Origin of the sequence: Azospirillum formosense, from assembly GCF_013340925.1 — a bacterium.
Lineage (GTDB): Bacteria > Pseudomonadota > Alphaproteobacteria > Azospirillales > Azospirillaceae > Azospirillum > Azospirillum formosense.
In genome coordinates this window covers 1-11,276 of record NZ_WHOR01000190.1, presented here as the reverse complement: position 1 = coordinate 11,276, position 11,276 = coordinate 1, and the positions used below count along the sequence as shown (strand labels likewise).

Sequence of the window (11,276 nt, the reverse complement as noted above, 5' to 3'; positions counted from 1 at the left end):
CGGCTGGCCTCGGAGTCCCGCGCGCTCGACGGCGCGCTGCGCCACGCCGTCGTCGCCGCGCGGGGCCAGTATGAGCGGGTGAGCGGGCGGCTGACGCTCGGCCCGATCCGGGTGAAGTTCGGCGACGGCAGCCGGCGGTTGGCCGACCTGACGCCGCGCCTGGACCGCAGCTACGGCAAGGCGGTGGAGGAGCGCGCGACGAGGCTGACCGCGGTGGGGCAGCTTTTGGAAAGCTACTCCTACAAGGGCGTGCTGGAGCGCGGCTTCGCGCTGGTGCAATCCGGCGACGGCAAGCCGCTGACCAGGGCCGCCCAGGCCACGCCGGGTCTGGCGGTGTCGCTGGTCTTCGCCGATGGCCGGGCCGCCGCGACGGTGGACGGCGGGCCGCGGGTCGATGGTCCACCCCCTGCCGCCCCGGAGCCTAAGCCCAGGAGCGCCCGGCCGAAGGCGGAGCCGAAGAAGCCGAACCGCCCGCCGACCCAGGGGAGCCTGTTCTAATCCATCGGCCCCACCCTGGATTTGCTCCATTCCGGAGCACCGGACTGGAGCGGACTGCCGGACGGCATGGGCATTTCCACCGCAAGCCCCCTCCCTGCATCACTTATAGTGGTGCGCCGCCGGTCCGATGCCCGGCGATAGCGGAGGGGAAGGACATGGAGCAAGGCGGCGTTTCGACCGGCCCGTTGGCGCGGGCCGGAGCCTGGATCGAAAGCGAGCAAGGCCAGAAGGCCATCTTCGGATTGATCCTGCTGAACGCCGTCGTGCTGGGGCTGGACACGTCCTCCACGGTGTCGGACGCCATCGGGCCGTTGCTCAGTGCGCTCGACACCGTGATCCTGATCGCCTTCACGGCGGAACTGGCCCTGCGCATCGGCCACCAGGGGCGCGCCTTCTTCCGGGACGGCTGGAACCTGTTCGACTTCGTGGTGGTTGCGATCACGCTGGCCCCGGTCGGTCCGGAAATCATGGTTCTGCGCACCCTGCGCGTGCTGCGCGTCTTCCGCCTCGTCACCGTCATGCCGCGGCTGCGGATGATCGTCCACGCCCTGGTGTCCTCGCTGCCCGGGCTGGCGATGATCGTCCTGCTGCAGTTCCTGCTGTTCTACGTGGCCGGGGTGATGGCGACCAAGCTGTTCGGCGCGGACTTCCCGGACTGGTTCGGCACGCTGGGCGCGTCGCTCTATTCGCTGTTCCAGATCATGACGCTGGAAAGCTGGTCGATGGGCATCGTGCGTCCGGTGATGGAGGTCTATCCCTACGCCTGGGCCTTCTTCCTGCCCTTCATCCTGGCCGCCACCTTCACGATGCTGAACCTGTTCGTCGCGGTGATCGTGAACGCGCTGCAATCCCTGCAGGATCAGGACAGCAAGGAGGTCGGCGATGCCATTCTCAGTGAATCCCACCATGTGGTGGAGGAGTTGCGGAGCCTGCGCGCGGAGGTCGCCGCGCTGCGCCTGACGCTGGACGACCAGCGCCAAGCGGGCCGGACTCCCCTTCCGGCCCTGTCCGACGCCGGCGACTGATCGCCGGCGCCAGCATCGAAAATCAACCTCAGGCGGCGCCGGCGAAGGTCCAGCGGGTCGTCTCGCCGCTGCGGAAGGGCAGCACGGCCTCGCCGTCGGCGGTCAGCACGATGTCCGGGGCGGTGGACGGCGTGCGCTCCAGAACCACCTTGTCCTCGTTGGCCGGCAGGCCGTAGAAGCGCGGGCCGTTCAGGCTGGCGAAGGCCTCCAGCTTGTCCAGCGCCCCCGCCTCCTCGAAGGCCTCGGCGTAGAGTTCCATGGCGTTGGCGGCGGTGAAGCAGCCGGCGCAGCCGCAGGCGCTCTCCTTCGCGGTCACCGTGTGCGGGGCGGTGTCGGTGCCCAGGAAGAACGGCCCCTCGCCCGAGGTCGCCGCCTCGACCAGCGCCACCCGGTGCGTCTCGCGCTTGGCGATGGGCAGGCAGTAGAGGTGCGGGCGGATGCCGCCGGCGAACAGGTGGCTGCGGTTGATCAGCAGGTGATGCGCGGTGATCGTCGCCCCCACCCGGCCCGAGGCGGCGTGCTCACGCACGAAGGCCACGGCCTCCGCGGTGGTCGCGTGCTCCAGCACCACGCGCAGCGCCGCGTAGCGCTCCAGCAGCGGGCCGAGGATGCGCTCCAGGAACACCGCCTCGCGGTCGAAGATGTCGACATGGGAGTCGGTCACCTCGCCGTGGATCAGCAGCGGCATGCCGATCTCCGCCATGCGCTCCAGCACCGGGGCGATCTTGCCGAGGTCGGTCACCCCGTGGGCGCTGTTGGTGGTGGCGTTGGCCGGGTAGAGTTTGGCGGCGGCGAACACGCCGTCCTCGAAGCCCTGGGCCAGATCGTCGGCGTCGGTGCCGTCGGTCAGATAGGCGGTCATCAGCGGCGTGAAGGCATGGCCCTCCGGCAGGGCGGCCAGGATGCGCTCCCGGTAGGCCACGGCGTCGGCGGTCCGGGTCACCGGCGGCTTCAGGTTCGGCATGATGATGGCGCGGCCGAACTGATGAGCGGTGAAGGGCAGCACCGCCTTCAGCATGGCACCGTCGCGCAGATGCACATGCCAGTCGTCGGGACGGCGGAGGACGAGACGGTCGGTGGGCATGGCGGCTCCGGGCGCGGAAGGAAGTTTGCCGGAGTTCTAGCCCCTTACGGCCCCCCACTCAACGGTATCCGGGCGGTATCCGGCCACTGCAATGGTGACGGGACCGGCGAAAGCCGCTAGAACCCTAGCCGAATCCCTAGGGACATTCGAAGCCGGACCCGCGCGATGAGCCTGATCACCCCCCGCACCCCGCCCGGAACGATGGAGCTGCTGCCGCGCCAGCAGGTGGCCTTCCAGCGTCTGCTCGACACCATCCGCCGCGGCTACGAGCGGTTCGGCTTCGTGCCGGTGGAAACCCCGGTGTTCGAGACGGTGGACACCCTGCTGACCAAATCCGGCGGCGAGACCGAGAAGCAGGTCTATTTCGTGCAGTCCACCGGCGCCCTCCAGCAGGGGAACAAGCCGGACATCGCGCTGCGCTTCGACCTGACGGTGCCGCTCGCCCGCTACGTGGCGGAGCATGAGCGCGACCTCGCCTTCCCCTTCCGCCGCTACCAGATCCAGCGCGTCTACCGCGGGGAGCGGGCGCAGCGCGGGCGCTTCCGCGAATTCTACCAATGCGACATCGACGTGATCGGCAAGGACAGCCTGTCCGCCCATTACGACGCGGAGATCCCGGCGGTCATCTACCACGTCTTCACGGAGCTGGACTTCGGCGGCTTCACCATCAACGTGAACAACCGCAAGGTCCTGCTCGGCCTGCTCGACGGGCTGGGCGTGGACGACGCGGAGAAGCGCGTCCTGGTCCTGCGCGAGATCGACAAGCTGGACAAGATCGGCCGCGACAAGGTGCGCGACAGCCTGACCGGCCTCGGCATGGCCGCCGACGCCGCGGAAAAGATCCTGTCCCTGATCGACGCCAAGGGCACGAACGAGGAGACGCTCGCCGCGCTGGGCGCGCTGGGCATCGAAAACGAGACCTTCCGCCAGGGCGTGGCGGAGCTGACCACCGTCGTCGAGGGGCTGAAGGCCCTCCAGGTGCCGGACGGCATCGTGCGCATCAACCTCGCCATCGCGCGCGGCCTCGACTACTACACCGGCACGGTCTACGAGACCTTCCTGAACGACCATCCGGGGATCGGCAGCGTCTGCTCCGGCGGACGCTACGACAACCTCGCCAGCCACTACACCAAGTCGAAGCTGCCGGGTGTGGGCATCTCCATCGGCGCGACGCGGCTGTTCTACCAGCTCATGGAAGCCGGCATCATCAAGGACGGCGGGGCGACCGCCCAGGTCCTGGTGACGCAGATGGACCCGGCCCTGTCCGCCGACTATTACGGCCTGGCGACGGCGCTGCGGGCGGCGGGCCTCAACACGGAAATCCAGCTCGACGGCGGCAAGCTCGCCAAGCAGATGAAATACGCCGACAAGGCGGGCATCCCGCTGGTCGTCCTGATGGGCTCCGACGAGAAGGCCCGCGGCACGGCGACGCTGAAGCATCTGGTGAAGGGCGAGCAGGTCGAAGTCCCGCTGGCCGACCTCGCCGCCAAGGCGAAGGAACTGCTGGGGGCATAGCCCCCACCACAGAAGGCCCCGCCCATGGCCACCGTCGCCGAAGCCCTGAACCTCGCGCTCGAACATCATCTGTCCGGGCGGCTGGAGGAGGCGCGGCAGCTCTACGGCCGCATCCTGGCGGTGGACCCGGACAACCCCCACGCCCTGCATTTCGCCGGGCTGCTGGCGGCCCAGACCGGCGCGCTGGCGGACGGGGTGACGATGATCGGCAAGGCGGCGGCCCTCCTGCCGCTCGCCGCCGACATCCACGGCAATCTCGGCAAGGCGCTGATGGCGCTGGGCACACCGGACGGGGCGGCGCGGGCCGCCGCCGCCTTCCGCAACCTCCTGGTCCTGCAACCCGACGGCGCCGGTGACTGGTTCGCCCTGGGCGGCGCTCTGATCGAGGCCGGCGACGGTCCCGCCGCATTCCGCGCTCTGACCCGCGCCCTGACGGCCAGCGCCGCCACCGACAGCGAGCCGCTGGCCGAGGCGTTCGAGCGGGCCGGCCTGCTGCTCTACAGCGCCGCCGACTGGGCAAGCGCCACCGACGCCTTCCGCAAGGCGCGCACTCTCGCCCTGCAGCGGGCCGAGGCCCACCGCATGCTCGGCGCCGCGCTGGCCCAGACGGGCGACCCGGAGGGCGCCGTGGAGGCGCTGACCAAGGCGCTGCGGCTCGATCCCACGCTGGCCGAGGCGCAGACCAACCTTCTCCATCTCCTGGTCACGCTGGGCCGTTTCGACGAGGCGGAACGGGCCGGGCGCCGGGCGGTGGCGCTCGACCCCGGCAACGCCGACGCCTACGGCAACATGGTGCCGCTGCTGGAGCAGACCGTCCGCGTCGCGGAGGCGCTGCGCCAGTGCGGGCGGGCGGCGCGCATCGCTCCGGAGCGGGCCGCCTTCCACCGCAACCGCCTGTCCCTTCTGCTGCACGAGGGTCGCCGCGACGAGGCCATCGCCGCCGGGCGGGAGGCCATCCGCCTCGCCCCCGCCGACGCGGAAGCGCATCTGGCGCTCGCCGTCGCCCTGCTCGCCTCCGGCCAGTTCCGTGAAGGGTGGGAGGAGTTCGAGTGGCGGTGGGAGACCCGGCAGCTCGACCCCGTGCACCGGAGCTTCCCCCAGCCGCAATGGACCGGGGCGGAGGATGTGGCGGGCCGGACCATCCTGCTCTACGCCGAACAGGGACTCGGTGACACCTTGCAATTCGTTCGCTACGCGCCGTTGCTGGCCGAACGGGGCGCGCGGGTGATCATCGGCTGCTCCCCCGCCCTGGTCCGCCTGATGGAGCGGGTGGACGGCGTGTCCGCCGCCATCGCCTGGGGTGACGAGCTTCCGGCCTTCGACCTGCACATCCCGATGATGAGCCTGCCCCGCGTCTTCGGAACGGATCTGGACAGCATCCCGGCCACGATGCCCTATCTGAGCGCCGATCCCGCCGACGTTGCGGCGTGGCGCGCCCGGATGCCCGCGGACGGGCGTCCGCGCGTCGGGCTGGTCTGGGCCGGGTCGCCGCGCACGGCGCGCGGGGTGCCCAGCCCGATCGACCGGCGGCGCAGCCTGCCGCTGGCCGCGCTGGCCCCCCTGGCCGATGTGACGGGGGCGCGCTTCGTCAGCCTGCAGATGGGGCCGGGCGCGGCGCAACTGGCCGAGGCCCCGGTGGGGATGGACATCGCCGACCCCATGGGCGGCGTCCGCGACTTCGCCGATACGGCGGCGCTGGCCGAGACGCTGGACCTCGTCATCACGGTGGACACCTCCGTCTGCCACCTCGCGGGCGGGTTGGGACGACCGACCTGGACGCTGTCGCGCGCCGACGCCTGCTGGCGCTGGCTGGGCAACCGGGAGGCGAATCCCTGGTACCCGACCATGCGGGTGTTCGGCCAGGACCGCTCCGGCGACTGGTCCGGCGTGGTCGCCCGCCTGCGCACGGCGTTAACGGATTTCGTGGCGGCGCACGGTCACACCTCTTAACCACACAACCACTGGGCGCATCCGTGGCGCTGGCGCAACGGTCCGCTACGATTTTGAGTTACACCGATTTCGGGGCGGACTCGCACACCCGAAGGGCAAGGGATTACACCGGTTGTTAACCAAGGCGCCTCTACATTCCGGTCCTATCGCTCGGCCAGTTTACCGAGCATTTTAACCAATTCGCGGGCGTCGCCCGCGGTCATGGCTGGAGCCGGACATGACACGGTTGTGGGTGCGACGCGCGATCTGGGGTGTGACGCTGGCGGCGACGCTGGGTGGCGGCGCCCTCCTGGCGCAGGAGGAGATGCGCACGTCGCGGTTGCAGGCCCGCCTGCTCGCCGGCTACGCCAAGGACATGACCTACACGCTGAGCGAGGGGCCGAACCCCGCCGCGCGCCACCCCACCCAGGGGCCCTACAACGAGCGGATGGGCTATGTCGGGCTGCCCGGCTACCTGCGCTCGCTGACCTCGGACATGTACGCGGTGGAGATGCAGGCGCATCTCTCGCCGACGCTCGACCAGTTCATGGCCGCCGGCGGCTTCCCGATCTACCACGAGAAGACGCGCGCCGGCCTGACCCTGCTCGACCGCAACGGCACCGCGCTGTTCTCCGCCCGCTACCCGGAGCGGGTCTTCGCCAAGTTCGAGGACGTGCCGCCGCTGGTTGCCGCCACGCTGCTGTTCATCGAGAACCGCGAGCTGCTGAACACCGACGAGCCGCGGCGCAACCCCGCCGTCGAGTGGGACCGCTTCGCCGGCGCCGTGGCGATGCTGCCGGTGCAGTGGGTCAAGCCCGGCCAACGCTCCCCCGGCGGCTCGACCCTGGCGACGCAGATCGAGAAGTACCGCCACTCTCCCGACGGCCAGACCAGCGGCGCCACGGAAAAGCTGCGCCAGATGATCTCGGCCAGCACCCGCGCCTATCTGGACGGCGAGGACACCGGCGCCCACCGCCGCCGCATCCTGATCGACTATCTGAACTCCACACCGCTGACCGGACGCCCCGGCTTCGGCGAGGTGAACGGGCTGGGCGATGGGCTGTGGGCCTGGTTCGGCACCGACCTCGCCATCGCCGAGAAGGTGCTGTCGGAGGAGCCCGCCGACGCCCGCGCCCTGCAGTTGAAGGCGCTGGCCTACAAGCAGGTGCTGAGCCTTCTGCTCGCCCAGCGCCGCCCCTCCCATTACTTGATCCAGGACCGGCAGGCGCTGGAGCGGCTGGCCGACAGCCACCTGCGCGTGCTGCACAACGCGGGCGTGATCGACACCGCGCTGCGCGACGCCGCCCTTGGCCTGACGCTGAAGTTCCGCGAGGACCCGCCGCAGGCCCAGACCGCCAATTTCGTGGAGCAGAAGGCCCCCAACGCCATCCGCGCCCGGCTTCTCTCCATGCTGGGCGTGTCCAGCCTCTACCAGCTCGACCGCATCGACCTGACCGCCGAATCGACGCTCGACGCCCCGGCGCAGCAGCGGGTGGTCGAGGTCCTGGCGAAGCTGGGCGACCCGGCCTTCGCCGCGCAGATGGGGCTGACCGGCGAACGTCTGCTCGACACCAAGGGCAGCGACCTGTCCAAGATCATCTACTCGGTCACCCTCTACGAGCGCGGGCCGGACGCCAACTACCTGCGCGTCCAGGCCGACAACCTCGACCAGCCGCTGGACATCAACGAGGGCGCCAAGCTCGACCTCGGTTCCACGGCGAAGCTGCGCACGCTGGCCACCTACCTGGAGATCGTGGCGGAGCTGCACACCCGTTACGCCCACCTGCCCAAGGACTTCCTCGCCGACGTGGAGGAGGAGGCGTCCGACAACCTGACGCGCTGGGCGGCGAACTGGCTGTCAACCTCAAGCAACCGTGGATTGGGCGCCATGCTCGACGCCGCCATGGAGCGCCGCTATTCGGCGAACCCCGGCGAGGCCTTCTTCACCGGCGGCGGGCTGCACAGCTTCGTGAACTTCAACGCCAAGGACAACGGCAGCATCCTGACCGTGACCGAGTCGCTGCGCAATTCGGTCAACCTGCCCTTCATCCGCATGATGCGCGACGTCGTGCAGTTCTATCTGTCCGAAGGCGGCGACGACAGCACCGACATCCTGCACAATCCCGACCACCCCGCCCGCCAGGCCTATCTCGCCCGCTTCGCCGACAAGGAAGGCAGCGACTTCCTGAACCGCTTCTACAACAGCTACCGGAAGCACACGCCGGACGCGATGCTGAACATGCTGGCCGCCCGGTCGCGGCCGATGCCGCACCGCCTGTCGGTGATCTTCCGCACCGTCCGCCCGCAGGCCGGGGTGAAGGAGTTCGGCGCCTTCCTGCGCGCCCGCCTGCCCGACGCCAAGCTGGACGACGGCGACATCGCGTCGCTCTACGGCAAATACGGGCCGGACAAGTTCCCGCTGAACGACCTCGGCTATCTGGCGCGCGTCCATCCGCTGGAGCTGTGGCTGGTCTCCTATCTGCAGAAGCGCCCGGACGCCAAGCGGCAGGAGGTGCTGGAGGCCAGCGTGCAGGAGCGCCAGGAGAGCTACCGCTGGCTGTTCAAGAAGGGGCAGTCGGCCCAGAACACCCGCATCCGCATCGGGCTGGAGGAGGAAGCCTTCCAGCGCATCACCGAGCAGTGGCGCAAGCTGGGCTACCCCTTCGAAACGCTCGTCCCGTCCTTCGCCACGGCCATCGGCAGCTCCGCCGACCGCCCGGCGGCGCTGGCCGAGCTGGTCGGCATCATCCAGAACGACGGGGTGCGCCAGCCGACCGTGCGCGTGCGCAAGCTGCATTTCGCCGCCGGCACGCCCTACGAGGCCATCGTCGGCCTGGGCGAGCTGCGCGGCCAGCGCGTGATGAAGGCGGAGGTCGCGGCCACCCTGCGCAAGGCGCTGATGGACGTGGCGCAGAACGGCACGGCCAAGCGGGTCTGGGGCTCCTTCAAGGACTCCTCGGGAGCGATCATCCCGATCGGCGGCAAGACCGGCACGGGCGACCACCGGCTGGACCGCTACGGCCCCGGCGGGCACCTGATCGAGTCGCGGGCGGTGAACCGGACGGCGACCTTCGCCTTCTACATCGGCGACCGCTTCTTCGGCACCATGACGGCCTTCGTCCATGGCCCGGAGGCCGACAACTACCGCTTCACCAGCGCCCTGCCCGCCCAGCTGCTGAAGAGCATCGCCCCGGCGCTGCAACCCCTCATCGACCCCGGCGTGACCAAGACGGCCGACACCGGCAAGCCGCAAACGGGGCTGTAGCCGGCCGGACGGCGCCGACCCGGCAACGAAAAGGCCCGCTCCGGGAAACCGGAGCGGGCCTTTCTGATGAACCGGGGAGACGACGGCCGGGCGCGCCTTACGCCAGGGCGGACTCCTGCGGGACGGCGACGGCGGCCGGCAGGGAGGCCAGCAGCAGTTCCAGCTCCGCCGCCGCGACGTTCAGCGGCAGGCCGGGACGGTAACCGCGCAGCGTCTCCAGCGCCCGATCGAAGGCGCTCTCATGATCGCCCTGATCCAGGTCGCCCTGATCCAGATTGTTGCCGTCCAGCGCCGCCAGATAGGCATGCGCGACGGCGGCGGTCTCCTCCGGCGTCAGGTCGTCAACCTGCAAGGACGTGATGGGGAGCATGATGGCGGTTCCCGTACAAACTGAAGCGGAAACCCGCAAGTTACGGCAACATGGTTAACAAGGCGTTGCCGGCACCGCCCCGACATTCTGCGAAAAAGGGGAAACGCAAAAGGGGCGCGGCGCGCAGCCACGCCCCTCCAATCGGCCCTGAACGGCTTCGAGCGGCTCAGCTCTCGCCGTAGATCTGCTCCTGCTGGTAGGCGACGATGCCCACACGCTGGATCAGGTCGAGCTGCGTCTCGATCCAGTCGATGTGTTCTTCGGTGTCGTCCAGCAGTTCGGTGAGCTGCGCGCGGGTCTCGTAGTCGCGGACCTGCTCGCACAGGGTGATGGCGTCGATCAGGTCGGTGCGGGCCTTGTGCTCCACCTTCAGATCGTTGCCGAGCATTTCCGGCACGTCCTCACCGATCATCAGCTTGCCCAGGTCCTGAAGGTTGGGAAGGCCTTCCAGGAACAGGATGCGCTCGATCATCTTGTCGGCGTGCTTCATCTCGTCGATGGATTCTTCGTAGATCTTGTGCGCAATGCGCTTCAGGCCCCAGTTCTTCAGCATGCGGGCATGCAGGAAGTACTGGTTGATCGCCGTCAGTTCGTTGGTCAGGATCTTGTTCAAATGGGTGATGACCTGCGGATCGCCCTTCACGCCCTGCCTCCATGCGGTTTGTTTGTCGAATCGCGACGTTTCTGGAATGACCATGCCCCATTTGTGGTGGCTTGGCAACCGACTGAAAAGCAAAAGCCAGAGCAATCGCATCAGCTTTTGCTAAATATTCCGATGACACTGAGAGTGAATCTCACATCGGACTGTCATTCATATGGTCATCATGCTTTCCGAGGAGGGTTCACACCGCCAATTCTTGGAGATTTTCTTTTTGACCCAACCAGCGACACCGCACTCGCGAATCGTGGCCGTTTGTGAGCGGGCCACCGACCCGAGCGGGGAAAAAAGCGTCAGGTTCCTTTCTTCTTCTCCGACCGCATTGGCTTGACCGGGGCGTTCTCCGTACGGGAAACATCGTAGGTGAAAGACGTCAGCAGCCGCTCCACCAGTTCCCGATCCAACCGGTTGGCACAGGCGTATCCGAATGCTCTGCTCCGATGGCCGGCGAAATAAGCTGCCAAAGGGCCAGCCAACAGGAACGCCGTGCAGGACTTGCCACGCAAGGCAAAGTCCTGCATCTGATAGTCCTTCCCGGCGAAATTTTCGGTTCTCGGTTCTCCCCAACCCGAAGCGCCCTTGAACATCTCTCCATGCCGGCGGACAACATCCTGCACGCTCTGCTGGACGATGTACGTGTTGTGCCCCGTGTCCTGATAAAGGACGTTGGCATAGCCGCCTGGAATTTCGAAGGACCGGGCATGGACGACGCTGATGAGGTCTGCGCTTTCCGACGTGGCTCGAAAGCACTTTGTCCGGGTCGGCGTGTAGACGTTGCTCCAGCTGGACTGGATCGGCGAGCGCTCGCAATCGAGCTGTACCCGCTCCCCCGTGTTGTAACCCATCGTCTGGCACGACGCCGCAAGCGTCATCAAACCGGACATCGTCACACCACGAAGCAAGCCCCAACCCACCACCGCCCCCGTCCAAGT

General features: G+C 68.4%; 9 protein-coding genes. 5 read left to right on the top strand and 4 right to left on the bottom strand.

The features are described from left to right. Both GBZ26_RS20865 and GBZ26_RS20860 read left to right on the top strand, forming a co-directional pair. Window positions 1-498, top strand: a 498-nt coding sequence (locus GBZ26_RS20865; RefSeq protein WP_282184338.1) for an exodeoxyribonuclease VII large subunit, incomplete at its 5' end; no start/stop codon positions are given. Between the two features lie 155 nt (window positions 499-653). Beyond that, window positions 654-1,523 carry an ion transporter gene (locus tag GBZ26_RS20860; protein WP_174440487.1) on the top strand — a complete coding sequence of 290 codons (870 nt, stop codon included), beginning with the start codon at window positions 654-656 and terminating at the stop codon, window positions 1,521-1,523. Between the two features lie 28 nt (window positions 1,524-1,551). On the opposite strand, the gene pyrC is transcribed toward GBZ26_RS20860, so the two are convergent. Further along, a complete protein-coding gene (pyrC, locus tag GBZ26_RS20855; protein WP_174440486.1) occupies window positions 1,552-2,607 on the bottom strand; it encodes a dihydroorotase in 1,056 nt (351 codons plus the stop codon). Between the two features lie 165 nt (window positions 2,608-2,772). Between pyrC and hisS the strand changes: the two genes are divergently transcribed. The 3 genes from hisS to GBZ26_RS20840 all read left to right on the top strand — a co-directional run bounded on the left by hisS (window position 2,773) and on the right by GBZ26_RS20840 (window position 9,316). Beyond that, on the top strand, window positions 2,773-4,122 hold the full coding sequence (gene hisS / locus GBZ26_RS20850; RefSeq protein ID WP_174440485.1) for a histidine--tRNA ligase: 1,350 nt from the start codon (window positions 2,773-2,775) through the stop codon (window positions 4,120-4,122). A 24-nt stretch (window positions 4,123-4,146) separates the two neighbouring features. Further along, complete coding sequence (locus tag GBZ26_RS20845) at window positions 4,147-6,072, top strand: tetratricopeptide repeat protein (protein WP_174440484.1); 1,926 nt, start codon at window positions 4,147-4,149, stop codon at window positions 6,070-6,072. Window positions 6,073-6,289: 217 nt separating this feature from the next. Beyond that, window positions 6,290-9,316, top strand: coding sequence for a transglycosylase domain-containing protein (locus GBZ26_RS20840; protein ID WP_174440483.1), 3,027 nt, complete (start codon window positions 6,290-6,292; stop codon window positions 9,314-9,316). Window positions 9,317-9,413: 97 nt separating this feature from the next. Here GBZ26_RS20840 and GBZ26_RS20835 read toward each other — a convergent pair whose 3' ends face one another. The 3 genes from GBZ26_RS20835 to GBZ26_RS20825 all read right to left on the bottom strand — a co-directional run. Further along, window positions 9,414-9,686, bottom strand: coding sequence for a hypothetical protein (locus GBZ26_RS20835; protein WP_174440482.1), 273 nt, complete (start codon window positions 9,684-9,686; stop codon window positions 9,414-9,416). A gap of 166 nt (window positions 9,687-9,852) precedes the next feature. Continuing rightward, window positions 9,853-10,329 carry a bacterioferritin gene (gene bfr, locus GBZ26_RS20830; protein WP_035671636.1) on the bottom strand — a complete coding sequence of 159 codons (477 nt, stop codon included), beginning with the start codon at window positions 10,327-10,329 and terminating at the stop codon, window positions 9,853-9,855. Window positions 10,330-10,637: 308 nt separating this feature from the next. Continuing rightward, window positions 10,638-11,276, bottom strand: a 639-nt coding sequence (locus GBZ26_RS20825) for a hypothetical protein (protein WP_211104873.1), incomplete at its 5' end; no start/stop codon positions are given.

What these genes read in the sequence shown, in the direction of transcription:
- GBZ26_RS20845 (WP_174440484.1), top strand. Translation starts at nt 4,147, where the DNA reads ATGGCCACCGTCGCCGAAGCCCTGAACCTCGCGCTCGAACATCATCTG.
- GBZ26_RS20860 (WP_174440487.1), top strand. Translation starts at nt 654, where the DNA reads ATGGAGCAAGGCGGCGTTTCGACCGGCCCGTTGGCGCGGGCCGGAGCC.
- GBZ26_RS20835 (WP_174440482.1), bottom strand. Translation starts at nt 9,686, where the DNA reads ATGCTCCCCATCACGTCCTTGCAGGTTGACGACCTGACGCCGGAGGAG.
- pyrC (WP_174440486.1), bottom strand. Translation starts at nt 2,607, where the DNA reads ATGCCCACCGACCGTCTCGTCCTCCGCCGTCCCGACGACTGGCATGTG.
- hisS (WP_174440485.1), top strand. Translation starts at nt 2,773, where the DNA reads ATGAGCCTGATCACCCCCCGCACCCCGCCCGGAACGATGGAGCTGCTG.
- GBZ26_RS20840 (WP_174440483.1), top strand. Translation starts at nt 6,290, where the DNA reads ATGACACGGTTGTGGGTGCGACGCGCGATCTGGGGTGTGACGCTGGCG.